Genomic DNA, 25,669 nt, shown 5'->3' on the forward strand with positions numbered 1-25,669 from the left:
ATTTTCATGCTAAAGCTCTGATAAATTAAAAGTAAATTTGAAAATTATAGTTTTTATGTTATAATGAAGTTAATTTAATAATTATTTAGCTAGGGGTGCCTAATGCTGAGAGAAGCAATAATTGCTTTAACCCTTGAACCTGATGTGGATAATGCCATCGAAGGAAAGCTTTAAAAGATTTTAATAATAGCTTATTTATAAAAATATTTATAAATATTTGTTTTATGAATTCATCCAAAGGCTTACCTTGTGTAAGCCTTTATTTTTTTGAGATAAGAATTAATAAAGGTTTGTGAAAAAATATGTAAGCAATTATTTTCTCCTAAAGAAAGGCGCTAAATTATTAAATTAAATAATTATTGTACTTAGGGAGGAAGAAAGTATGAATTTTACAACACAAATGGATGCCGCTAGGAAGGGCATTGTAACAAGAGAGATGGAGATTGTAGCTAAGTTAGAGAATATGGATGTTCAAGAGTTAAGGGCTTTAGTAGCGGAAGGGAAGGTAGCTATACCTGCTAATAAAAATCATAAATCTCTTGTACCACAGGGAGTAGGACAAGGTCTTAAAACTAAAATAAATGTAAATTTAGGTATATCCAAAGATTGTGATGACATAGATAAAGAAATGGAAAAGGTAAAAGTTGCTTTAGATATGAAAGCAGAGGCTATTATGGACCTTTCTAATTATGGAAAAACTGCAAAGTTTAGAGAAAAGTTAGTAGAAATGTCTACAGCGATGATTGGAACAGTACCAATGTATGATGTAGTTGGCTTTTATGATAAGGAACTAAAGGATATCTCTGTAGATGAATTCTTTAAAGTAGTAGAAAAGCATGCACAGGATGGAGTAGATTTTGTAACTATCCATGCAGGCCTAAACAGGGAAACTATAAATACTTTTAAAAGAAATAAGAGGATTACTAATATAGTTTCAAGGGGAGGATCTCTTTTGTTTGCTTGGATGGAATTAAATCAGAGAGAAAATCCATTCTATGAGTATTTTGATAGATTATTAGATATATGTGAAAAATATGATTTAACTTTAAGCTTAGGAGATGCATGTAGACCAGGTTCAATAGCTGATGCCACAGATGCCTCACAAATTAAGGAGCTTATGGTATTAGGTGAGCTTACAAAAAGAGCTTGGGAGAGAAATGTACAAGTTATAATTGAAGGTCCAGGGCACATGGCTATAAATGAAATAGAAGCTAATATGCTACTTCAAAAAAGACTTTGTCACGGAGCACCATTTTATGTTTTAGGACCTTTAGTTACGGATGTAGCTCCAGGTTATGATCATATAACTTCTGCCATTGGTGGAGCTATTGCAGCAAGTTATGGAGCAGACTTTTTATGTTATGTAACTCCAGCAGAACATTTAAGACTTCCAAACCTAGATGATATGAAGGAAGGTATAGTAGCAGTAAAAATTGCAGCTCATGCAGCGGATATTGCTAAAGGAATTAAAGGTGCATCGCAGTGGGATAATGAAATGAGTAAGGCAAGACAGGAACTTAATTGGGAGCAAATGTTTACCTTAGCCTTAGATGAAGAAAAGCCAAGAAAATATAGAAAAGAATCTACACCTCATCATGAAGATAGTTGCACTATGTGTGGTAAAATGTGTTCTATGAGAAATATGAACAAGATTCTTAGTGGAAAAGATATTAACCTTTTAAGAGAAGATGATTAATAATTAATAAAAGGACACTATTAATTATTAAGCTTTTATGGGTAGTTTAAGCTTAGTAATTTTAAGAGTGTCCTTCTTTATATACTTTTATGTTTAATAACTTGAATAATATAATTAATAATAAAGGAATAGTTGTTTTAAAGTTTAAATTATTAATATATATCTGCAGCTACTAAGTTCACTGAATTTATTGAATTTAGCGTTAATTCATCTTCTAAGGTATTTATTAATGTAACTTTATCTCTTCCAGATTCTTTAGAGATATATAATTGTTTATCTGCAATTTCAATCATATAGTCAGTTGAACTAAGAGAGGAAAGGTTTCCATAGACTCCACCAATACTAACAGTAATTACAGAACTCTCATTATCATGAGTAGATTTTATTTTTAAGTCCTTAACTTTACAACTTATTAGATTACCTAGGTAAATAGCTTCATCATAGGTTAAATCCTCAGCAAGATATATAAATTCTTCTCCACCGTATCTACCACAAAAATCGTGACGGGAGGTAGAAATGTCTTTTAAACATTGAGCAATACTAGCAAGACATTTATCACCATGAATATGCCCCCAATAATCATTATATAATTTAAAGTTATCCACATCTATCATAAATAAAACCATATTATTTTTATTGAGTTTAGAATATTTCCATAGTCTACTAAACATTTGGTCAATGGCATGTCTATTTGAAATTTTAGTAAGAGAATCTTTCAATGCTTTAAATCGTAAATTCTTATTCTCATTTTTCATATATTGTAGCCTTTTATTTTGGGATTCTATTTCCATTTCTAGTTTTTGATTTATTATTTTAATTTGTTCTAATTCTTCAGCTTCTATAGCATGATTACATTGAATTCTTATAATTTCTAGTTTAGATTTCATGGTAGATGAAGAAACTTCTTCTTCTGAAAGGTGGTACTGCCTGTAATAGTCTAAGGCTGTTTTAAAATCTCCTAATGATTCGTAGTATTTAGAAAGCTGCAAATGTATTTTACTAAGCTTATGTTTGGAATTAAGTTCCTCAGCACAATGTATAGCTTTATTTAAATATTCTATAGCATCATCAGAAGAAGTAGAAAGCTTTAAAAAACCAATATTAAAGTATAAATCTATGATATAGAATTTGTTGCTAATGGTTTCTAAGTGTTCTAAGGATTTATTATAGTATTCCATGGCTTTATCAAACTCTTTATTTTTAAAGTGAATGAAACCAATATTATTTTCTAGTTCACCTAGAAGTATAAAGTTATTAAATTTAATTGCTATATCATAGCTTTCAAAAAATATTTTTAAAGCTTTATGATAATTATTCTTCTCTAGAAGAACTTGTCCTATATTAAATAAAATAGATGCAGAGAGTGAAGTATAATTAAACTTTTTAGCTTTAGCTAAAGCTTTCTCATAATATTTCAAGGCTTTATTATATTGGGTAGTTATCCTTTGAATCTCTGCCATGTTATTAAGGGAACAGGTGTGAATAAAGCTATGGTTATCATCAATACACAAATCTAGAACTCTAAGACAATTTATTAAAGAATCCTCATAAAGTCCAACGTGAAAATATGCGCAACTTAAAAGATTTAAAGCTACAACAATGCCTTCCTCTTCATTTAATTCCATAAATATATCTAGAGCATGATGACCATATTCTACCCAGTTGGCAAGATTTGATAGTGATCTGTAAATTAAAGCAAAATTAATAAAACAATAGCCCATTGCAGATTTATTATTAAACGCTTCAGCTAATTTTAATGCTTCTTTTGTTATTTCATAAGCTTTTCTAGGATCGCTATGTACAATAGTGTTTCCATCATCAATAAGTTTAAAAAGTTCTTTTGAGTTATTATCCATACTAAACAACCTACTTTTCTTAGAATAGTTTAATTATAATTTGAATTTAAACTTATAACTGAGTAACCAATGCATTTTTAACCTTATGGTTACAATAATATAATAACATAAAATTAGATGAAAAATAATATAAAATTATATGATATATAAAAATTACTTAGAGATTTTAAGGAATATAAACCCAAAAAGTAATTATATGTTATATTTAATTTACTTGTTATTAATCACAATATTTTTTTAATCTTTCAAAATCTAGAATAACTATTTTTTTAGATGTGCTTGCTAATATTCCTTGGGATTTTAACTCGTTAAGAACTCTAGTAACGGTAACTCTAGAGCAACCGATTAAATTTCCTAATCCTTCATGGGTAAGCGGGAGACTTAATTCAATTGGATCATTACATTCAGAATAATTTTTTATAGTTTGAGCAACAATTCTACAAAGAGCAGAGCAAATTTGAGCTCGTGGTGATCTCTTTAAAAGGTCTCCCATCTGAAATAAAGAAATTTGATATTTTCTTAATATACTTTGAAGAAAATACTCATAATTTTTAGGGTTATCATTTAAATAATTATATAAAGTTTCATTATCAATAAATGAGATTGAAGTATCTTCTAATGTAACTGGAGTAATGCCTATATGAGAGTGCTGAAATAAACTTTCTTCCCCATATATTTCTCCTGGTATTAAAAAAAATAAAATTTTTTCAAGACCATTTTTAGTATAGATACAAACCTTCACTTTTCCTTCAGTAACTATTGAGAGTTTACCACCAGGAAAGTAATCTATATGCTCATTTTTTTTATAATGTTTTATAATTCCTAAAGGAGCAAGTTCTTCAAGAAAAAAGGTTCTCATTTTTTCTTGTGGAATATGTTTAAAGTATTCTTCATACATATACTAAATCATCCTTTTCAATTTAATAGAGTAATAGGTAATGTTTATGTTAAATCTTAAAAAACGTCTATAGTATAATATAATTCCTCATATTATAGGAATTATATTTAAACTAAATTTTATTCATTAGTATTATTTTCGTTATTAATAGTAGATTCATTTTGTGGAGTAACAGTAGCAATAGTTGATAAGTTGGAACCTATAGCTTGAAAAAGATTTCCTAATAGATTAATTTCATCAGAAGTTCTATTTTTAGCTATATATATTGAGAGAACAGCAGCTACTATAACTAATTCTTCGGGGTTTAGATTATAAGACATAAATTCACCTTAAGAAAATAATTATTATTTTATATATTATGCAATAGAAATAGAGATGTCAATAAGTTTAAATATAATTTTAGTTTATTGCAATAAAAAATCTATCAAATAAATGATAGATTTTTCTACTTGTATTATTATAGGATATTCATATACTTTTTCCAGTCTCCATGATGAATATAGATTGCATGGGAATTAAAGTTTTTATCGTTGCCATCTACGTATTTATATACATAACAATTTTCAATGGTCTTTGTTTCAAGATTTTTAACATTTATAGTAGTTCTTATATATTCATTGATTGATATATCTTCAAAGGATCTGAATCCTTCCATTTGATCTAAGGAAACTATATCTTCATAAAAATCTTTTAGTGCCATAATTTCTCCAATAACAGTATCTTCTCCATCTAGTAAAGCAGGGTATCCCTTGTGAGGAAGATGGAAAAGCTTTCCCTTTACTTCTCCTAGAAAAGCTGGAAATATTTTATTTTTTAAGTATTTATCATAGTTAAAGAAACCCTCTCTTAAGCTTCCATATACAAATACTTTTTTTTCTTCTGTTGGGTATGTCATTAGCAGATTGTACCTCCTATAGTTTTAATGTCTTCATCTCCATTATTAACTAGGGCTTCTATACAAAGTTCAAGACATTTTGAGATATCTTGAAGATTCATATAAGGTGTATTTGGCTTTGTAACCACTTGATTTGGTATATACGGAACGTGAATAAATCCACCTTTCATATGAGAGTACTTTTTATCGATAAGATAAAGTAATCCATACATTATATGATTACAAACAAAGGTTCCAGCAGTATTAGAAATTGCAGAAGGATAGCCATTATCTACCATGTTTTTAACCATTGCTTTTATAGGTAAGTTAGAGAAATAAGCATTTTCTCCATCTTCCTTAATTTTTATATCTATTGGTTGATTTCCTTCGTTATCTTTAATTCTAGCATCATCTATATTAATAGCAACTCTCTCTGGCATAACTGCAAATCTACCACCTGCTTGTCCGATGCAGATAACTGCATCAGGGTTAAGATTTTTGATAGAGGTTTCAAGGACCTCTATTGCTTTGTTAAAGACTGTAGGAATTTCTACCTTTATAACTTCTACGCCAGCAATATTATTAGGAAGTAATTTTACTGCTTCAAGAGCTGGATTTATAGGTTCTCCTCCAAAGGGATCAAAACCACTTATTAAAACTTTCATATATATTTAATGAAGCATTAGCTTCATTAAAATTCACCTCCTTTAGTTATATCTTATATAAACTTTTAAAATGCTAAGAAATACATTAAAACTATGTGTGATAGTAGTAATGTCATAGCCACAGGAAATTGACGTTTAATAATTGCATTTTTGTCGTCTATTTCTAGAAGAGCTGCAGGCATAATATTAAAATTAGCTCCCATTGGTGACATTAGTGTTCCACAATATCCAGCAGTAAGAGCCAAGGCACCAGCAACTACTGGATTAGCCCCCTGTGCAAATACAAATGGAATTCCAATACCAGCAGTGATAACTGCAAATGCAGCGAAGGCATTTCCCATAATCATTGTAAAGATAGCCATACCAATGCAGTAAGCAGCTACTCCAATTAAAAGATTTCCTTCAGGTATGAAGCTTGATATACCATTAGCAATAACAGTACCAACTCCAGCAGCTGTAAATAGTGAGCCTAATGCAGTAAGAAGTTGAGGTAAGATACTTACAGGTCCAACAGAGTCAATCATTCTAGCTCCATCCTCTAAAATGAACTTTGGATTAGCTTTTGTGATAATTAAGGTTGCAATAGTTGCTATCACAGCAGCTATACCAATAGCAGCTGTTCCACTAATAGAAGTAAATTGTGCTATTCCTAGAGCTACAATTGCGATTACTAGAGGTGGTAAGAAAACTTTATTTTTAAGTTTTCCAGATTGAATTTTAGCAAACTCTCCATCAAGGGGTTTGGTAGGTAGCATTTTAACTTGTTTAGAAACGGTCAAGCAACCTAAGGCTATTATTAAAATCCCAACTATATTAGCTGGGATATAAGGTCCAGCTATGAATATAATACCTAGAATTGACCAAAATATTGAAGTACCAATTCTAGCTTTATGTTCTTTATTTATAAATGTATAAACTGATAGGGAAATCATTAGGAAGCCCACTAAGGCATAAAAGATTTCCAATAAAAAATTTGATAGTGCTGCCATATCCATAATCGATTCCTCCTTTAATTATCTTTTTTAGAATATTTTTTAATTAATGATTTATCTAATAAATGATTTTGTACTAATACCATTATAAATAGTATTACAGCTATTGGGATAGAAGCTTTAGCTACATCGAGAGCATCTACTACATATCCTTGTTCCTGAAGTGTACTGGTTATTAGAAGTACTCCTGAGCTAGCCATAAATAAGTTTTGTCCAAAAAAGTTACCATAGTTGTCCATAGCAGCAGAAGAAGCCTTAATTTTATCCTCATCTTCCTTATCGATTTCTCCAAAGTTACTAACGGCAGCACCTTGTGCCATAGGGTTAACAAGAGGTCTAACAAATTGAGGATGTCCACTCATTCTAATCGAAAGGGCAGCTGCTACTTGTCTAACTAGGGCATAGACGCTTAATAGCTTTCCAGCAGAAAGAGATTTAGCATTACTTATAAGAGTTGCAGCTCTTTCTTTAAGTCCATATCTTTCACACATACCAATTACAGGTAATGTTAATATGAATAATGTTATGGCTCTTTGAGATACAAAAGTTTGTCCTAGAGTAGTCAATATTTCGTTAATACTCAAACCAGCAACGAGCCCTGTTAAAACCCCCGCAGAAAGAACTACAGCAATAGTATCGAGTTTTAACGTAAAACCAATGATAACAATTATAATACCAATTAATTTGATCATTATTATCCTTCCTCCCATGAATTTATATAATTTTTTAAAATTATACACTATTATGAAAAGTAAATATGTATACAGGTATACAAAGAACGGATAAATATTAGGTATATATGAGGTTGATTGGATAAAAATAAAATTTAATCATTATGCATCAATAACTATTTTTATCCATATTGTATTAGTAGTTGTAGTATGCTAATATTAGTCTAGTAAAATGGAATAATTAATGTTTATAGTATATTTTTAGGGAGATGATAAGAATATGGGAAAAATTATACTTACCATAGTAATAACAGTATTGATGCTCCTATTTGCAATTTTCTATTTTGGAGGTATCATATTTGTTACTTTTGCAGAAGGAATAAAGTTATTGCCAATAATTTTGCTTTTAATTGCCATAGGTATAGGAGGAGCAATTATTTATAATATGATAGAAAGAATAAAGGAAATAAAAGGAGGAGACGAAAATGATATTAGTAAATACTAATTACATTGCAGGAAAAGAGTTAGAAATGTTGGGGATGGTTAAAGGCTCAGTGGTGTGGTCTAAAAATATTGGTAAGGACATTCTTAGTGGTCTTAAAACTGTTGTAGGCGGAGAGATAAAAGGCTATACAGAAATGATGAATGAGGCTAGAGGAATAGCTACAAAGCGTATGGCTGACGAAGCAGAAACTATGGGTGCTGATGCTATAGTAAATATAAGGTATGCAACAAGCTCAATAATGAATGGTACATCTGAAGTTATTTGTTATGGAACCGCAGTAAAATTTAAATAAAATTTATCTGAGATAGACTGAGTCAAATAAAAGGTTTTGACTCAGTCTTTATTTATTGCAAAAATAATGTTTTAATACCACCTTTAAAGCGGGACTACTAATATTCCTATAGCTTGTATATTATATTAATGTAATTTTAAATAGAGCTTAGAAATAAAAAGGTTAAATCTTTTTGTATAAATAAGCGTATATAAATAAAGGGTATTTCTTAAGATATAGGTATTAAGATTTAAAGTATGAGTAGAGAGTTACTATGTTCTTATATAACGATCTTCCCTAAAGTACAACGACTTCTAAGTATCAAAAATACTGATAATTAGAAGTCTGTTAGCAAACTTCAATGGGAGAAAATTCTATCTGAAGCAAAAAACTCTATTTATATGAAATATGGAGGTATATATGAAAATGAATAAATTAAAATTGTTATGTGGTACTTTAGTTTTAACTACGGTGGTGCTTTTTTCAGGGTGCAATAATATAAATGCAGGTGAAAGTGAAAAAGAGGAGGAAACTGTTGAAGTAGGAAATACAGAAAATCAAGATAATGATGAAATTTCAGCAAGCACAGAAGATAAAGGGGAGATTATTAAAAAACCTAGTGATTCTGCGAGGGAACTTGAGTTTAAGGATAGTTATGAAAGATCTCCATATTATAATTCAAGTAAAAAATATCCTATTATCACTATTTGCAAATCAAAAGAATGTTTAAAGGAGCATGAAGGGAAAGTAAAAGGACTTACTGTAAGCATGCTTTCATGTGTAAATGAAAATAGCGACGTAGATGCAAGTAAATATGATGATGAGTTTTTTTCTAAAAAAGCTTTAATTGTTGTAACACTAGATGAATCAAGTGGATCTGTGAGGCATAAAGTAAAAAAGGTAATTAAAGAGGGCAATGAAATTTCTATAGCAATTGATAGAATGGTTCCTGGAATTGGAACTGCAGACATGGCAGAATGGAATATATATATTGAGTTAAATACTGAAGACGTAGATGAAAATGATATAGTGAATCTTGGTTTGATCAAAGTTCTAAACTAGTTTTTAAATTTATGGTGAGCATGTAATTATATAAAGATTCATGCTCATCATTTTCATGTAATTATTTATAGTTCATATTTCTTTTATAGTTGTAAATTATAGAAAAGGTGAATTACTTTAAAATAAATGCGCTATAAAGATGGAAAAAGGTATATAATAAAAGGTAGAGTAAATTTATAGAAAAAGGAAGAAATTTTAATTAGGAGAATTGTGAGAATGAAGTTTGATTTAGAGTTGAGAGAGATAAAGGATATATGTGGAAATGTTATTTTTAATAGAGCCATGGATATGTACCTTAGAAATAAAGTTAGAAGTATAAGGATTAATGAAAACTCTATAAATATATTATCAGTTACAGCAATAGTACAGTCAGCCTATGATGTGAATAATTATAAAACTAGTGTACTTATAAATAATAGAAATTTTAAATTATATCCAAATTGTAGTTGTGAAGCTTTTGCACAATATCATATGTGTAAGCATGTAGGAGCTGTACTTATAAAGTTAAATAAGGAAGGGGTAAGAGGACGGGGTATAAACATTCCTAAATCTGGAGAAGAAGAGCTTCTTGAAACCTATAAAAGCACCTTTGACAAGGCTATTAGAGGAGTTGAGAAGGAACCTCTAAATATGGATATTACATTAGTGGTAGAGGATGAGCACTACGGAAGTAAGAAAAAAAGTTTTTATTTAGAGTTAAAGATAGGAACTAGTAGATTATATGTGGTAAAAAATATTCGTGAACTTATGGAGTGCATGTATACAAGTGGAGGAACTATTAATTTTGGAAAAGAGCTTCAGTATAATAACACTAAATATATGTTTAAAGATAAGGATAAAGAAATCATGAATATCATAAAGGAAATTTATGATTTAAATTTAGAAGTAATGAATAGGGTATATACTAATCGTTCTGTATTCTTTAGTGGGAAAAGGGTATTTCTTTCAGAAGGACAACTTAAAAATATTCTAACCATTAAAAATAGGAAGACTATCAATTTAGATTATAAGGGAGAGCATTATAAAGATATAACTGTTTCATTAGGAAACATGCCTACTAGTTTTTATATGTTTATGAAGGGAGAAAATCTAAATATAGATATGAATAGTGAAATCTCACAGGCCATTTGTGAGAATACAGGACTTTATTATTTAAATAATACTTTATATCTATTGTCGGAAAAGGAAAAAAGTGATTTTACTCCACTCCATAGAGCATTTATGAAATCAAAAAATAATACTATATCCTTTAAAAAAAGTAGTATTAATGATGTGGCAAATTTTCTTCTACCTAAATTAAAGAGTATAAGCCCCATTGTTATTAAAGATGAAAGTGTAAAGGAACTTATAAAGGAGGAGCCTTTAGTAACAGAATTTTATTTAGATAAGGATAAAGATAGAATAACTTGTGATGTGAAATTTAATTATGGAGAAGAAAGCTTTTATTATAATTTAGAAAATGAAAGTAAAAATATCAAAGAAGAAAATCAACAATTATTAAATGAAAAAGAAGTGGGTGTATCTGAAGATATTAGTGAAGAGATAGTTATTAGAGATTTAGTGAAGGAAAGAAAGACTATAGAGAAGCTTTATGGACTTGGATTTAAAAATATAGATAAAAGTTTTTATATTGAAGATGAAGACGAATTAGTAGAGTTTTTAACCTATGGTGTGGAGGAATTAGCTGAAGTAGGAGAGGTTTACTACTCTGATAGCTTTAAGGAGATAAAAATATTAACGCCTAAATCCTTTAATTCTAGCATTAGATTAAATGATTCAGATCTTTTAGAGTTTAATTTTAATATTGAAGGAATTTCTAAAGAAGAATTGAAGGCAACTTTAACTTCAATTAAACAGAAGAAAAAATACTATAAACTAAAGAATGGTTCTATAATTCCACTTCAGGGCAGTGAATTTAAAGATATTTATTCTGTTATTGATAACTTTGATGTATCAATTTCAAAGTTAGCTAGTGGAAGTGTAGAAATACCTAAGTATGCATCCTTATATATAGATGAAAAGATCAATAAGGGGGCATTGAATTTTGTTACAAGAAATAAAGGCTTTAAAAATCTTATAGATAATATAAAAGATGTAAAAAGTAATGAGTATAAGGTTCCAGAAGAACAAGGTGAAGTATTAAGAACTTATCAAGAAATTGGATTTAAGTGGTTTAAGACCTTATCTCAATGTGGATTTGGTGGAATTCTAGGAGATGAGATGGGACTTGGTAAAACCCTTCAAGCTATAACATTTATTAATTCAGAAAAACAAGAAGGAAATTTGAGAAATAAGGCACTAATTGTATGTCCCACTTCATTAGTTTATAACTGGGTTATGGAATTTGAAAAATTTTCTAAGGACCTAAGGATTGTAGCCGTAAGTGGAAATAAAGCGGAGCGAGAAATATTAATAGAAAACATAGAGGAGTACGATGTAATAATTACGTCCTATGCCCTAATAAGAAGGGATTTTGAATATTATGAGAAGATGAAATTTGATATTTGTATTATCGATGAGGCACAATATATTAAGAATCCAACTTCTTTAAATGCAGAATCTGTGAAGTCAATTCAAGCTAAGAGTAAATTTGCTATGACAGGAACACCAATAGAGAACTCACTTACAGAACTTTGGTCTATTTTTGATTTTATAATGCCTGGATATTTGAAAACCCATGGAAAGTTTAATAAAAACTTTGAATTACCTATAGTAAAAGAAAAGGATGATAAAGCTTTAGAGGAATTATTGAAGCTTATAAAACCATTTATTTTAAGAAGATTTAAAAGGGATGTAGCTCTTGAACTACCACCAAAGATAGAACATAAAATAGTGGTGGACATGACTTCAGAGCAGAAAAAACTATACTATTCTTATGTAGATGTCTATAAAGAAGAGATGGAGCAAGAAATAAAGGAAAACGGCTTTAACAAAAGTAGGATGAAGATATTATCTCTTATTACTAGACTTAGACAAATTTGTTGTGATCCCGCTTCCTTTATAGAAAATTATAAAGGTGATAGTGGAAAGTATCATGCTCTTTATGATATTTTAGAAGAAGCTTTAGAGAATAATCATAAGGTACTATTATTTTCTCAGTTTACTACAATTCTAGGGAGTATAAGAGAAAAGTTAAATAAAAAGGGCATAAACACTATGTATTTAGATGGTTCTGTTCCATCTAAAGATAGGATGAATTTAGTTAAAGAGTTTAATGAGGGGGAACCATCAGTATTTTTAATTTCTTTAAAGGCTGGGGGAACAGGACTTAATCTTACATCAGCTGATATGGTAATACATTTTGATCCATGGTGGAATCCAGCAGTGGAAGAACAGGCTGAAGATAGAGCCCATAGAATTGGACAAAAGAATACTGTAGAGGTAATAAAACTTATAGCCAAGGGAACTATCGAAGAAAAAATTTACAATATACAAGAAAAGAAAAAAGAAATCATAGATAAAGTAATAGATGGAGAAGAACATACGGAATTGACCTTATCTTCTATGAATGAAAAGGAACTAGAAGAGTTATTTTCATAATAAAATTCTATCTGAAAAGTGTTTACTACAGCGTATTTCAATAATATAATTACCAATTAATTATATTTAGATAATGAAATTTTTAGCTTGTCGAAATAAGTCATTGAAAATATAAGGGATATGAAGTATAATCATATTATGAAGAATAGTGTTTAGATATAAGGTACTTAAAGTTTACAACATGGGAATTTAAAGGTTAAGAAGTATCTTAGCCATAATTATATGTTATGTAATAAATATATTATGATGTATTTTGCAAGGTTAAGATTTTCTAACCTTGCATTAGTACTTAGATAGACAATTTAATTTAGAAGGGAGATACTACATGGGTAGACAAAATGCACTAGGTGAAGAAAAAATCACAAAATTATTACTTAAGTTTTCTATACCAGCCATAATTGGGATGTTGGTTAACGCATTATACAATATTATAGATAGAATGTTTATAGGACATATTCCAGAGGTAGGAAATTTAGCAATTACAGGTATTGGAGTAACTATGCCAATATCAACTATTATATTAGGCTTTGGTATGTTAGTTGGAATAGGTACTGCTACTACTATTTCCATTAGATTAGGACAAAATAAGAAAGAAGAAGCAGAGAAGATTCTGGGAAATGCTTTTACTTTAATTATAATCATTAGTTTAGCTATAACAGCTATAGGATTAATCTGGGGAAAGGATATACTAAGAATGTTTGGAGCTAGTTCAAACACCCTAGTATATGCTGAAGAATACATGCAGATTATATTTATAGGTACTATATTTAACATGTTAAGTTTTGGACTTAACCATACCATAAGAGCCAGCGGTAGTCCTAATATAGCCATGGCATCTATGCTTATAGGTGCAATTACAAATATAATTCTTGACCCAATATTTATATTTTTACTAGGAATGGGAGTTAAAGGAGGAGCTATAGCCACAGTAATAGCTCAAATTGCTTCAGCTATATGGGGAGTAAGTTTCTTTTTAAGGGGAAATGCTAATCTTAGAGTTAAAGTTAAAAACTTTAAGCTAGAAAAAAAGTTGATACTAGCTATATTTGCTATAGGTATGTCGCCATTTAGTATGCAAATTGCTGCAAGTATAGTTCAAGTAATATCAAACAATGCTTTAAGGAGTTATGGTGGAGATTTAGCCATAGGAGCAATGACTATAATAAGTAGCATAACTATGATAATTCTTATGCCGATTTTTGGATTAAATCAAGGAGTACAGCCTATTATTGGATATAATTATGGAGCTAAAAAATATGATAGAGTTAAGGAGGCTATAAAGTATCCTCAAATAGCAGCTTTAATTATTGCTACCATAGGATTTTTAATGGTAGAACTTATTCCAGGAGTTTTAGTAAAGTCATTTAACTCAGATCCACATCTACTTTCAATAACAAAGTATGGAATGAGAATTTTCCTTTCTATGATTATTTTTGTAGGGCCGCAGATTATAAGAACTAATTACTTCTCTTGTATTGGAAAAGCTAAGAAATCTATGTTCTTAAGTTTATTAAGACAAGTAATACTTTTAATACCATGTATTATAATTCTTCCTTTGATACCACTTCCTAATGGAGAAACTCTTGGATTAACAGGAGTATGGTTGGCGGGGCCAACTAGTGATTTTATATCTGTTATAATCACTAACTTTATCTTTAAACATGAAATAAAGAAGTTAGATAATCCTAACTTAGAAGATGGAGAAGTTATGGGAGAGGCCATTTAAGTTTCTCAATTTAGATAAATGAAAAAACTGTTAGCATAATAGTATGTTAACAGTTTTTTTATATTAAAAAGTCTTTATATTTTAATTATACGTTGTGTAGCTTTTAAACTATAGAAATACCACCTTCAACAAGAATATGTTGAGAAGTTACGTAGCTAGAAGCATCTGATGATAGATAAATAATTGTTCCATTAAGTTCACCTTTTTTACCTGGTCTTCCAGCAGGAGAAATAGCATTGTAAGCTATAAGAAAAGGTTCATGCTTAAAAAGAGTATTTTCTGTCATCTCAGATTCAAAAAGGCCGGGACCTATAGAATTAACTGTAATATTATCTTGCATATAGCTTGCAGCCATACCCATAGTTAAGCCTCTAACAGCTGCTTTAGAAGTATTGTAGGAGTGACGGAAAAGAGAAGGATCTTTGTCTGCAATAACAGCATTTATAGAAGCTATGTTAACAATTTTACCATATTTCCTGTCTCTCATATGAGGAACTACATATTTACTCATTAAGAAAATTCCCTTAACGTTAATGTCCATAACTTTATCCCAAGCTTCAACAGACATGTTTTCAACAGAACCTGCAGTTGCAACTCCTGCGTTATTAAGAAGGATATCAATTTGTCCAAAGTGTTTCATAACTTCGTCTATTGCTGCTTTAACACTATCTTCATTAGCAACATCGCATTGAACAGCTAGAGCTTTTCCACCATTATTTTCAATTTCTTTAACTACATTATCAAGTTTATCTTTTCTTCTTGCAAGTAGTGCAACACTAGCTCCATATTCAGCATAAGCTCTAGCGGCATCAGCTCCTAGTCCACTAGAAGCACCTGTAACTATAGCAACTTTACCAGTAAGATTGAATAAATTGTTCATAACATCAAATCCTTTCTAAAATATAAATATCTTGTAAATATTATCAATAAACAAATATTATTAATGGATATTTACTTGCTATAATAATATAGTAGCATAACTTCAACATATTGTAAATTAATTAATTATTTAACAAGGTGCTTTAATACTAATTTATAATTAGTATTATGCTAACCTGAGAGATTAATTGTCATGCAGTTGTAGATTTATCATACAAAATATTCTATAATTTTAATATACTCTCAAGTGTAAGACATTAGTCTTGAGGAATATGAATGATTAATATTCGTAGAGCTAAAGTAGGGGAGCAAGTATTTTAAGTAATATTGCTATAGACTCGGAAGCATATTGGGGTTATGATGAAGAGTATATGAAAAGTTATAAAAACACTTATGGTGTAAGTGAAAACTATATAAAGGAGGAGTAGAATTGAAATTAAAAATTAAAATTCTTTTAGGAATATGTTTAATGCTATTATTATGCACTTTTAGTGGGTGTACATTGGATACAGGGAAAGCAGATATTTATGATAATAATGAAAAAATTGCAAAAGATGGAGATAGCTATAGCTATGTAGGTAGGAATGAATCGGGTTCTAAAAATGAAATTACCGTTAAATATGGGAAGTTTTCAGGAGCAGATACAATTTGGAATATAGAATCAGAGGGACACAGTGAAATTACCATTAAATATGATTCAAAGGTTGAAAGTGGTGATTTTAAAGGAGTTTTAGTTAGTCCAGAAAAACTGGTGGAGGATATACTAGTAGGAACTGAAAACGGAGAAAGAACAATAAAATTAACAGAGGGGAAATATAGATTTAAATTTGTAGGAAATAAAGCAAAGGGAAAGATTGAAATTTCAATTAAAACTGAAGAGGATGAACAGGTTAAGATAAGAAAAGTAGATAATGATTAATATTAAATCGTTTATAAGGACCATATGAAAATAATTAAGTTAGAAATCTTAGTTAATTTCCATATAGTCCTTATTTATATTATTACAGTTATTCTAACATAGAAAATTTATTATATAATTCTACTTTGATATTAAAGAAATCTTTTGTTTTATCAATGGTATTATCTTATTTACATCTTCTTTACCTGTATATATCACACGCATAACACCTTTTCCTTTACAAGCGTAGATTTCGTATCCATCACTTGTTTGATGAACAATTAAGAGATCTAGCTCATCATCATGCAAGATAGGAGGCGTAGTATCATCTGCTCTTGAGTCCTCACCATCTTTCCATAATTCTAAGAGTAGTTTTTTTGACATGGATTTAAATCTTACTTGATATACTTTATTATTTAGTATAGCATCATGAGATTTTAAATAGGTTGTAGTAGGATTAGTCATTATAGACCCTAATTCAAAACTAGTATACTTTAATGGAGCAAAAAAGGTTTTTTTCAAATTGTAGCGACGCTCATAATTAACTTCCTCAGAAGTGGAAATTGGAGTTTCTTCTAAGGTTTCTGAGTTTTCTATTTCCTTTAGTCTTATAATTCCCATGGAAGTGGTGTCATTAGGAATAGTTTTTTCATCATCATAACCTGTAAATAGTGATGTGAAGGTTAAAGTTACTAAAGTTGTTGAAAGTAGAATTAGACAAGAACTAATAAAAATAGATACTATATAATTAAACTTCCAAGGTGCATTATGATCCACGGAGGTTCCTTGTAAAAGGCACTTTCTAAGTTTGCCTATATATATAATCTCAAACAATCCATTAATAAAGGTTGAAATAATTATTAATTGGGAGAAAAGTTCTAGATAACTCATATTTACTAAAACACTAATGTATCTTTTAGCAATAAACATAGGGATAACTGCATAAAATGCAAATAAAATTGCAAAAGAAATAAGAAGTTGTGTTAAAGCTTTTTTATAAAAGGGTTTTAATAGCTGTGCATATTCTTCGGGGATAATATGAACCTCTGTAGTATTGAATTTATAGGGCGATGAGAAAATATGAAAATTGTTATAGTTTGTAACATATTCCCATCCACGAGCTTTATACATTCTAATTTGTTCTTCGCTCAATTCATCCTTTTCCTCAGACATTTCTATTCTATAGTACATATCCCTAGGTTCATCTTTATTAAATTTACCGAAATATTTCCCCATTTTTTCTATGAAAAGTCCTCTTTTAGCCATGGAATTAAGCCAGCTTTCGGTAATGCCAATTTTCCAAGGAGAGCCTGGTTTAAATTTATAAACAGATTTACTCAAAACTAAATCCTCCTAATAAGTATCAATAAGATATTACATATTAAATAAATTATACCAGTAAATTTCATAGAAGTTAATCTAAAGTTAATGAAAGTCTATTATTGTTCTTAAAAATTAAGAATTTATGAAATGTACATTTATTATTTCAAATTTCTTAATACTTTTTTAGACAAATAAGTAAATCTGTATAATTACATTTTAATTGTATTAAACTATAATAATAAATAAGCAATCTTCATTAATTAATTTAACTAGAAAGTTGAGGTAATTATTATGAGTAAAAAATCAAATAAAAGTAGCATAAATCCTTTAGTGGCTATAGGAGCTATAGCAGGGGCAGCGACAATAGCTACTTTAGGAGCTAAAAAACTTAAGAACAAATCACAAAGTCAAGAGACGGAAATTGAATATATAGATCATTCAGGGAAACAAGTTTACTTTGTTGGAGGAGGTTTGGCTTCTTTAGCAGGAGCAGCTTATCTTGTACGAGACTGTAATTTTAAAGGCGAAAACATTCATATTATAGAGGGAATGCAAATTCTTGGTGGTAGCAATGATGGTGCTGGAGATGTACAAAATGGTTTCCTATGTCGTGGCGGGAGAATGCTAAATGAAGAAACTTATGAAAATTTTTGGGAACTATTTTCAAGTATTCCATCTTTAGATATGGTAGGTAAAAGTGTTACAGAAGAAATACTTAACTTTGACCATTTACATCCAACTCATGCTCAAGCTCGTTTAGTAGATAAGTATGGTGTAATTCAAGATGTAAAAAACATGGGATTCAACAATGAAGATCGTATGGCTCTCGGTAAATTAATGATTACTCCAGAAGAAAGTTTAGATGATATGACTATAGAGCAATGGTTTAGTCATACCCCTCATTTCTTTGAGACTAACTTCTGGTATATGTGGCAAACAACCTTTGCTTTCCAAAAATGGTCTAGTCTGTTTGAATTAAAGCGTTATATGAATCGTATGATTTTTGAATTCTCTCGTATAGAAACACTAGAAGGAGTTACTCGTACACCATATAACCAATATGAATCTGTGATTTTACCAATAAAGGCATATCTAGATGAACATGGAGTTGATTTTAGTATAAATGCAACGGTAACAGATTTAGATTTTAGACCAGGTAATGAAATTACAGTAACAGCTATTCATGTAGAAGATGTAAATGGAGAAAGAGTTATTGAACTAAATGAAGGTGATGTTTGTATCATGACTAATGGTTGTATGACTGATAGTGCAACTTTAGGTGATCTTCATACACCGGCAGCTTTTGACCCTAGTGCTCCAATCTCAGGTGAGCTTTGGAGAAAAGTTGCTAATAAAAAACCAGGACTTGGTAATCCGGATCCTTTCTTTAATCATCCAGATGAAACTAACTGGGAAAGCTTCACTGTAACTTGTAAAGGAAATAAACTATTAAAATTAATAGAGCAGATTTCTACTAATATTCCAGGTAGTGGTGCTTTGATGACTTTTAAAGATTCTAATTGGTTAATGAGTATTGTAGTTGCAGCTCAACCACACTTTAAAGCTCAAACAATGGATACAACTATTTTCTGGGGCTATGGGTTATATACAGATAAAGTTGGAGATTATGTAAAGAAACCAATGCGAGACTGTACTGGTGAAGAAATGTTAATAGAACTTTTACATCATTTACATTTAGAAGATCAGATAGATGAAATTATGGAAGAAGTGGTGAATGTTATTCCATGCATGATGCCTTATATAGATTCTCAGTTCCAACCTCGTAAGATGTCTGATCGACCAAAGGTTGTACCAGAAGGATCAACTAACTTTGCTATGATTAGTCAATTCGTTGAAATACCAGAGGACATGGTATTTACTGAAGAATATTCAGTACGTGCAGCAAGAATTGCAGTATATACTTTATTCAAAGTGAAGAATAAGAGAATCTGTCCTGTAACTCCATATAAAAAGAATCCTAGGATACTAAAAGAAGCTTTAAAAACTTCTTATAGATAAACAGATTATCCATAGTCCATTAATGGTTATTATGGATAAAAACTTCCACTAAGTCAAAAAAACTAGTAGCTTCATTTGTGCAGAAGCTACTAGTTTTTTATGTTAATATATTTATATTTGAATATGGTATTAATATCCTATACAATAAAATAAAGGAATGAGACTGGTACGAGAGAATTTATTTTATATGAAAGTAGTGATACGAGTGAATGATATTATCTTAATAGCAAAGCATTATTTTAAAGGGTTATCAAAAAAAAATGGTCTAACTACCAGTAAAGTTAGAGCGTTTTCATCAAAGTTATATAAAACTATAGAAGATAAAAGTATTGATAATATTTTTAATATATGTGAACAGTTACTTGATGAACAAAAATGGGAATTAGGGGTTATTGCATACGATTGGGCTTATAGAGTTAGGAATCAGTATAATAATGACACATTTTTTGTATTTGAAAGTTGGTTAAAGAAGTATGTTACAGGCTGGGGAGATTGTGATGATTTTTGCACACATGCCTTTGGAGAATTATTAAGTCAAAATAATGAACTATTTAAATATGTGATAATTTGGACAAATCATCCAAGCTTTTTTGTGAGACGTGCAGCTGCTGTTATCTTAATTTATCCTATTAAAAAAGATAAGTATCATGGAATTAATCCTTATATAATTTCAGATATGCTTATGAAAGATGAACATCATCTCGTATTGAAAGGGTATGGCTGGATGCTAAAAGTGCTGTCACAGGTTGAAAAGGATAAGGTATATGAGTATTTATTAAAGAATAAAAATATTATGCCACGAGTAGCTTTTAGGTATGCTTTAGAGAAGGTTGATGAAGAAACTAGAAGAAGATTGATGACGAGTTAATATATATTACTATTATTGATAAGGTTATTGTACTTAAAATATAAATTTTTAAATCATATTTTTGTTTGTTGAAATTATAACTAATTAGTGATAAATTTAAATTATGAAAGATATAAAGAAATTAATTAAAGAAAATAACTTAGACCTATCAACTTTAGTCGTATTTACTAGAGCAGAGCATGAAATTCATAAAAGGGAGTTTCAAACTATAAAGGAAACTGGACTTACAGTTGCTCAGTTTGGAGTTTTAGAGGCCTTATACAATAAGGGAGACTTAAAAATATATGAGTTAATAGAAAAAATATTAACTACTTCTGGTAATATAACTGTGGTTATAAAAAATTTAGAGAAGGAAGGATTAGTAAAAAAGATTATAGATCCAGAAGATAAGAGAGTTGCTATAATCTCTATAACAGATAGGGGGAGAAAAATTATTGAAGACATTTTTCCAAAGCATATTAAAAATATTAGTAGGATCTTTAGTGTTTTAACGGATGAAGAAAAAATTATGTTAAAAAGTATATTAAAGAAATTTAAAAATTTGTAATGAGCTTTTATAAAAATATATCACTAATTAGTGATAAAATGGATGTTGTTATGTTAAAGAGAATAGATAGTAATAACATGGGGAAAAGTAACTACGGATGGTTAAAAGGAAATTTTCATTTTTCTTTTGCAGAGTATTTTAAACCAACAAATATTAATTTTGGTGTGCTTAGGGTACTAAATGATGAGGTTATGAAGGCTAATTCAGGATTTGACACTCATCCTCATAATGACATGGAGATTATAACTTACATTGTAAGAGAAGAATTAACTCATAGAGACAGTATAGGCAATATTGGAAGATTAGAGAGAGGTCAAATGCAATATATGAGTGCTGGTGCAGGAGTATACCACAGTGAATTTAATCATAGCAATGAGGATTTAAGGATTCTTCAAATATGGATTATGCCTGATAAGAAAGGTATAAACCTAATTACGGAGATTATAGATTTAATTGGAGAGATAGAACCAACAATTGGCTCCACATGGTATCTGGCACTTTAAAGGATGTACCTATAAATGTTCATCAAGATATAAATGTGTATACAACTTATTTAGAAAGGGATAAAGAGATATACTTTAATGTAAATAAAGGAAGACAGGCATACTTAGTACAAATTGAAGGTAACTCAAAAATTAATAATGTGCATTTAAATGAACAAGATGCCTTAGAAATAGTTGAAGAAAACATTAAAATTAAAGCTAATGAAAACTCACATTTAATTGTAATAGAAATGAATAAAACAGAAGCACTATATATATGATAACTACAATATAAAATTTAAGAACAAAAATAAAATTATGTCTTGTGTGATGATATATACAAGATAACAAAGGAGAGAAAGATATGAGTAAAGTATTATACATTAAAGCAAATATTAAGAAGGATGGAGAATCAAGAACTTTTAAGGTATCGGATAGTTTTATAGAGGAGTATAAAAGTAGTAATCCTAATGATGAAATAATTACTTTAGATCTATATAAAGAAAATATAGATTTTCTAAGACCAGAGGATTTAGGAGAAATATTTGGAGCTAAAAATGAAGAAAGTAGGAAGCACCCAATTCTAAAATATGCATATCAATTTGCAGAAGCAGATAAATATGTAATTGCAGCACCAATGTGGAATTTAAGTATTCCTGCAATTTTAAAAGCTTATATAGATTATGTAAGTGTTACAGGAATAACATTTAAGTACACAGCAGAAGGACCAGTTGGACTTTTAAAGGATAAACAAGCTGTACACATTGTATCTAGAGGAGGAGAATATGGGGATGCACCATATGAAATGGGGGATAGATATTTAAGAACAATCCTAGGATTCTTTGGAATTCAAGATATGAAGACTATTGCTGTAGAAAGTTTAGATGTTGTTGGAGCAGATGTTGAAGGGAAAATTGAACAAGGAATAAAAGTAGCTAAGGATACTGCCAAGTTGTTTTAAAATTATATGTGTTAAAAAGTCATAATTAGTTTTATGGCTTTTTTATATGGATTAAATATTAATAAAAAAAGAAATATATTTACTTTATTACTCTACCATGGTAAAGTAATAAAGTAGTAGATTATAATTAAGTGGGGGGATAAGCAAATGAGTAAAATATTAAGTAGTGTAATAATCTATGGAATTATTGCAGTAATGGCATTATCAATAGCAGGATGTAACAATAAGTCACAGGATGCAATGGATAAGGAAACACTTATAATTGGTTTTGATGATACTTTTGTTCCTATGGGATTTAAAGATAATAATGGAGAAATAGTAGGTTTTGATATTGATCTTGCAAAGGAAGTATCAAAAAGAATAGGTAAACAAGTAACATTTCAGCCTATTGATTGGTCTATGAAAGAATCAGAACTTAACTCAGGAAAAATAGATATTATATGGAATGGTTATAGTATAACCAAAGAAAGAAAAGAAAAGGTGAATTTTACAAATCCCTATCTGGAAAATAGACAAGTTATAATAACTTTAGCGAATTCAAAAATAAACAGTAAAGTTGACTTAAAAGGTATGAATGTTGGAGCACAAAATCAGTCTAGTGCAGTAGATGCAATAAACAAGGAAGAGGAACTTTTAAAAACCTTTAAGGATGGTAAGGTTTATACCTTTGAAACAAATAATGAAGCATTAATGGATTTAGAAGCAAAAAGAATAGATGCTGTTGTAGCTGACGAGATTTTAGCAAGATATTATATAAACAAAAAAGGTGAAGGTAAATATAAAATATTAAATGATGATTTTGGAGATGAATCTTATGGTGTTGGTATACGAAAAGGTGATGAAGAATTGCTTGAGAAGCTTAATCAAGCCTTTGAGGATATAAAAAAAGATGGTACAGCTAAGAAGGTTTCCCAAAAATGGTTTGGACAAGACATAATTAAATAGGAGTGTATTTATATGAATAATTTAATTACTCTATTACCACAAGTATTCCAAGGATTAAAAGTAACCATTGAGGTATTTATATTAACCCTTGTAATTTCAATACCTCTTGGAATACTAGTTGCGCAGGGACGATTATCTAAAAATAAAACATTGAACAAAATAACAAGCGGGTACATTTTAATTATGAGAGGAACCCCTCTACTCCTGCAAGTTGTATTTATATTTTTTGGGTTACCTATTATAGGGATAACCTTTAACAGATTTCCCGCTGCTATATTAGCATTTACTCTTAATTATGCAGCATATTTTGCAGAAATATTTAGGGGTGGAATAATTTCTATAGAGGAAGGACAATACGAAGGAGCTAAAGTTCTTGGCTTTTCTCAAAAATACATATTTTTTAAAATAATTCTTCCACAAGCTATTAAGAGAATACTTCCTGCTCTGGCAAATGAGACTATTACACTTGTAAAGGATACTGCCTTAGTGTATGTAGTTGGATTAGACGAACTACTAAAAGTTGGTAAAATAGCATCTAATACAGAAGCTTCTCTTATGCCCCTTTTAATAGTAGGAATGATATATTTACTTTTAATTGCATTGTTTGGTGAAATATTTAAAAAATTAGAAAAAAGGTATAGTTACTATCAATAGAGGAGGAATATTGTGCTTAGAGTAATTGGATTAGAAAAAAGTTTTGGTGATAGTAAAGTTTTAAAAGGTGTAAATCTTGAAATAAAAGAAGGGGAAATTACTGTTATAGTAGGACCCTCTGGAGGTGGAAAAACAACCCTTCTTAGGTGTATAAGTGGATTAACTAAACCTGATAAGGGTTCTATAATAATAAACAACAAGTATTTATACAAAGATGGAGAAGGGGCTCATAGAAAGGAAAAGTTGGAAATACCTATGGATGTGGGGCTAGTATTTCAAAATTTTAATTTATTCCCACATATGAATATTTTTGAAAATATTACAGAAGCTCCAAGGGTAGTATTGGGACTTGCTATTGAAGAAGCTAAAAATAAAGCCAAAGAAATATTAGGTTTTTTAGGACTTGCAAATAAAGAAAATAGCTATCCATTTCAACTTTCAGGGGGACAAAAACAGCGAGTTGCCATAGGAAGGGCACTTGCAATGAATCCAAAACTTATATGTTTTGATGAACCAACCTCTGCCCTAGATCCAAGCATCACTGAAGAAGTAGCGAATCTTATAAAAAAATTAAGTATTGAAAAGGCCATGACAGTTTTAATTATTACTCATGATATGACTTTTGCAACTATAGTAGCAGATAGAATTTTATCCATGGATAACGGAGTATTAAAAAATGAACATATGTATATTTAAAGTGAAGATAATCTCTTTATAATGGGATTATCCTTCTTTTTGTTTATTATTAAGTAAAGTTTGATATAAAAAATATGTAACGTACAAGCTATATCTGTAATTAAAGGAGAAGTTATAACTTTTCATGGAATTCTTACAATAATGGTATGCACTGTAATTCTAGATGCATTAGAGTATATCACTAAAAATACAACTGATTTAATTTGAATAAAATGAAAGAAAGTATTAATATGGAAGATTTAAGTTCATTCAAACGTCATAAATTACTATTAAAAATTTTAGCTATAATTTTTGTAGCTTTTAAAAGCATATCATCATTAATATGAGAATCAGTTTTCATTTAATTTCTCTAGATGAATTTAAAATATTCACTAATAAGGCATCTTCCCAAAATAAATAAGTCAGAATGCTCGTCTATTTTGTGTTATACTGCGTCAACAGAACCCATAGATAATACTACTATCTGCGGAACCTGTTTCCTTGTCTAATTCAAAATATACTTACCTTATTTGACTTATTATTTATTTTCAGATGCCTAAATTCACATTTTCCCAAAAATTATTTATCTATAGTATTGAGAGTATTATATAAAGAGAATGCTATATAAAAATTAAAATAACCTCAGTTGTAAATCGAAATGC

At 29.6% G+C, this 25,669-nt stretch carries 23 protein-coding genes, 1 pseudogene and 1 riboswitch; of the genes and pseudogenes, 15 read left to right on the forward strand and 9 right to left on the reverse strand.

Annotation, left to right across the window (positions count from 1 at the left end; all coding sequences use genetic code 11):
• The first annotated feature begins 81 nt into the window (after nucleotides 1-81).
• Nucleotides 82-183, forward strand: a riboswitch (TPP riboswitch).
• Between the two features lie 199 nt (nucleotides 184-382).
• On the forward strand, nucleotides 383-1,696 hold the full coding sequence (thiC, locus tag B2694_RS16760; protein ID WP_346886718.1) for a phosphomethylpyrimidine synthase ThiC: 1,314 nt from the start codon (nucleotides 383-385) through the stop codon (nucleotides 1,694-1,696).
• A 152-nt stretch (nucleotides 1,697-1,848) separates the two neighbouring features.
• Here thiC and B2694_RS16765 read toward each other — a convergent pair whose 3' ends face one another.
• From B2694_RS16765 to B2694_RS16795, 7 genes are all read right to left on the reverse strand, one after another.
• Nucleotides 1,849-3,552: a tetratricopeptide repeat-containing diguanylate cyclase gene (locus B2694_RS16765; RefSeq protein ID WP_346886719.1), complete on the reverse strand. Its 1,704-nt coding sequence runs from the start codon at nucleotides 3,550-3,552 to the stop codon at nucleotides 1,849-1,851.
• Nucleotides 3,553-3,772: 220 nt separating this feature from the next.
• The gene (locus B2694_RS16770; RefSeq protein WP_346886720.1) at nucleotides 3,773-4,450 is read right to left on the reverse strand and encodes a Crp/Fnr family transcriptional regulator; all 678 of its coding nucleotides are present in this window, start codon (nucleotides 4,448-4,450) and stop codon (nucleotides 3,773-3,775) included.
• Nucleotides 4,451-4,569: 119 nt separating this feature from the next.
• A complete protein-coding gene (locus tag B2694_RS16775) occupies nucleotides 4,570-4,770 on the reverse strand; it encodes a hypothetical protein (protein ID WP_346886721.1) in 201 nt (66 codons plus the stop codon).
• Between the two features lie 137 nt (nucleotides 4,771-4,907).
• Nucleotides 4,908-5,345 (reverse strand): gamma-glutamylcyclotransferase family protein, encoded by a 438-nt coding sequence (locus B2694_RS16780; protein ID WP_346886722.1) that lies wholly within the window; start codon nucleotides 5,343-5,345, stop codon nucleotides 4,908-4,910.
• The gene (pcp, locus tag B2694_RS16785; protein WP_346886723.1) at nucleotides 5,345-5,989 is read right to left on the reverse strand and encodes a pyroglutamyl-peptidase I; all 645 of its coding nucleotides are present in this window, start codon (nucleotides 5,987-5,989) and stop codon (nucleotides 5,345-5,347) included. Before pcp ends, B2694_RS16780 begins: the two co-directional genes overlap by 1 nt.
• 65 nt (nucleotides 5,990-6,054) lie before the next feature.
• Nucleotides 6,055-6,984, reverse strand: coding sequence for a DUF979 domain-containing protein (locus B2694_RS16790; RefSeq protein WP_346886724.1), 930 nt, complete (start codon nucleotides 6,982-6,984; stop codon nucleotides 6,055-6,057).
• 14 nt (nucleotides 6,985-6,998) lie between these two features.
• Nucleotides 6,999-7,670, reverse strand: coding sequence for a DUF969 domain-containing protein (locus B2694_RS16795; RefSeq protein WP_035131935.1), 672 nt, complete (start codon nucleotides 7,668-7,670; stop codon nucleotides 6,999-7,001).
• 262 nt (nucleotides 7,671-7,932) lie between these two features.
• Here B2694_RS16795 and B2694_RS16800 point away from each other — a divergent pair, with 262 nt between their 5' ends.
• The 5 genes from B2694_RS16800 (at nucleotide 7,933) to B2694_RS16820 (ending at nucleotide 14,756) form a co-directional block, all read left to right on the forward strand.
• On the forward strand, nucleotides 7,933-8,157 hold the full coding sequence (locus B2694_RS16800; protein WP_346886725.1) for a hypothetical protein: 225 nt from the start codon (nucleotides 7,933-7,935) through the stop codon (nucleotides 8,155-8,157).
• A complete protein-coding gene (locus B2694_RS16805; RefSeq protein WP_150843998.1) occupies nucleotides 8,138-8,449 on the forward strand; it encodes a heavy metal-binding domain-containing protein in 312 nt (103 codons plus the stop codon). Before B2694_RS16800 ends, B2694_RS16805 begins: the two co-directional genes overlap by 20 nt.
• 399 nt (nucleotides 8,450-8,848) lie before the next feature.
• Nucleotides 8,849-9,490 carry a hypothetical protein gene (locus B2694_RS16810; RefSeq protein WP_346886726.1) on the forward strand — a complete coding sequence of 214 codons (642 nt, stop codon included), beginning with the start codon at nucleotides 8,849-8,851 and terminating at the stop codon, nucleotides 9,488-9,490.
• A 216-nt stretch (nucleotides 9,491-9,706) separates the two neighbouring features.
• Nucleotides 9,707-13,030 (forward strand): DEAD/DEAH box helicase, encoded by a 3,324-nt coding sequence (locus tag B2694_RS16815; RefSeq protein WP_346886727.1) that lies wholly within the window; start codon nucleotides 9,707-9,709, stop codon nucleotides 13,028-13,030.
• Nucleotides 13,031-13,355: 325 nt separating this feature from the next.
• Nucleotides 13,356-14,756 carry an MATE family efflux transporter gene (locus tag B2694_RS16820; RefSeq protein WP_346886728.1) on the forward strand — a complete coding sequence of 467 codons (1,401 nt, stop codon included), beginning with the start codon at nucleotides 13,356-13,358 and terminating at the stop codon, nucleotides 14,754-14,756.
• A 103-nt stretch (nucleotides 14,757-14,859) separates the two neighbouring features.
• Here the strand turns inward: B2694_RS16820 and B2694_RS16825 are convergent, their stop codons facing one another.
• On the reverse strand, nucleotides 14,860-15,636 hold the full coding sequence (locus B2694_RS16825) for an SDR family NAD(P)-dependent oxidoreductase (RefSeq protein WP_346886729.1): 777 nt from the start codon (nucleotides 15,634-15,636) through the stop codon (nucleotides 14,860-14,862).
• A gap of 429 nt (nucleotides 15,637-16,065) precedes the next feature.
• On the opposite strand from B2694_RS16825, the gene B2694_RS16830 reads away from it, so the two are divergent.
• Nucleotides 16,066-16,554: a hypothetical protein gene (locus B2694_RS16830; RefSeq protein WP_346886730.1), complete on the forward strand. Its 489-nt coding sequence runs from the start codon at nucleotides 16,066-16,068 to the stop codon at nucleotides 16,552-16,554.
• Between the two features lie 120 nt (nucleotides 16,555-16,674).
• Here B2694_RS16830 and B2694_RS16835 read toward each other — a convergent pair whose 3' ends face one another.
• Entirely contained in the window at nucleotides 16,675-17,874 is a 1,200-nt protein-coding gene (locus B2694_RS16835) for a DUF2812 domain-containing protein (RefSeq protein WP_346886731.1), read from the reverse strand.
• 273 nt (nucleotides 17,875-18,147) lie between these two features.
• Here B2694_RS16835 and B2694_RS16840 point away from each other — a divergent pair, with 273 nt between their 5' ends.
• The 8 genes and pseudogenes from B2694_RS16840 to B2694_RS16875 all read left to right on the forward strand — a co-directional run bounded on the left by B2694_RS16840 (nucleotide 18,148) and on the right by B2694_RS16875 (nucleotide 25,028).
• On the forward strand, nucleotides 18,148-19,875 hold the full coding sequence (locus B2694_RS16840) for an oleate hydratase (RefSeq protein WP_346886732.1): 1,728 nt from the start codon (nucleotides 18,148-18,150) through the stop codon (nucleotides 19,873-19,875).
• A gap of 187 nt (nucleotides 19,876-20,062) precedes the next feature.
• A complete protein-coding gene (locus B2694_RS16845) occupies nucleotides 20,063-20,743 on the forward strand; it encodes a DNA alkylation repair protein (protein WP_346886733.1) in 681 nt (226 codons plus the stop codon).
• Nucleotides 20,744-20,846: 103 nt separating this feature from the next.
• On the forward strand, nucleotides 20,847-21,290 hold the full coding sequence (locus B2694_RS16850; RefSeq protein ID WP_346867497.1) for a MarR family winged helix-turn-helix transcriptional regulator: 444 nt from the start codon (nucleotides 20,847-20,849) through the stop codon (nucleotides 21,288-21,290).
• A 50-nt stretch (nucleotides 21,291-21,340) separates the two neighbouring features.
• Nucleotides 21,341-22,053, forward strand: a pseudogene (locus B2694_RS16855) (pirin family protein).
• An 83-nt stretch (nucleotides 22,054-22,136) separates the two neighbouring features.
• Complete coding sequence (locus tag B2694_RS16860) at nucleotides 22,137-22,733, forward strand: FMN-dependent NADH-azoreductase (RefSeq protein ID WP_346886734.1); 597 nt, start codon at nucleotides 22,137-22,139, stop codon at nucleotides 22,731-22,733.
• Nucleotides 22,734-22,880: 147 nt separating this feature from the next.
• Nucleotides 22,881-23,678, forward strand: a complete 798-nt coding sequence (locus B2694_RS16865; RefSeq protein ID WP_346886735.1) for an amino acid ABC transporter substrate-binding protein — start codon at nucleotides 22,881-22,883, stop codon at nucleotides 23,676-23,678.
• 12 nt (nucleotides 23,679-23,690) lie between these two features.
• Nucleotides 23,691-24,332 (forward strand): amino acid ABC transporter permease, encoded by a 642-nt coding sequence (locus B2694_RS16870; protein WP_346886736.1) that lies wholly within the window; start codon nucleotides 23,691-23,693, stop codon nucleotides 24,330-24,332.
• Nucleotides 24,333-24,344: 12 nt separating this feature from the next.
• The gene (locus B2694_RS16875) at nucleotides 24,345-25,028 is read left to right on the forward strand and encodes an amino acid ABC transporter ATP-binding protein (protein WP_346886737.1); all 684 of its coding nucleotides are present in this window, start codon (nucleotides 24,345-24,347) and stop codon (nucleotides 25,026-25,028) included.
• Nucleotides 25,029-25,669: the final 641 nt, after the last annotated feature.

Source organism: Clostridium sp. UBA4395, assembly GCF_002390995.1.
Lineage (GTDB): Bacteria > Bacillota > Clostridia > Clostridiales > Clostridiaceae > Clostridium_J > Clostridium_J sulfidigenes.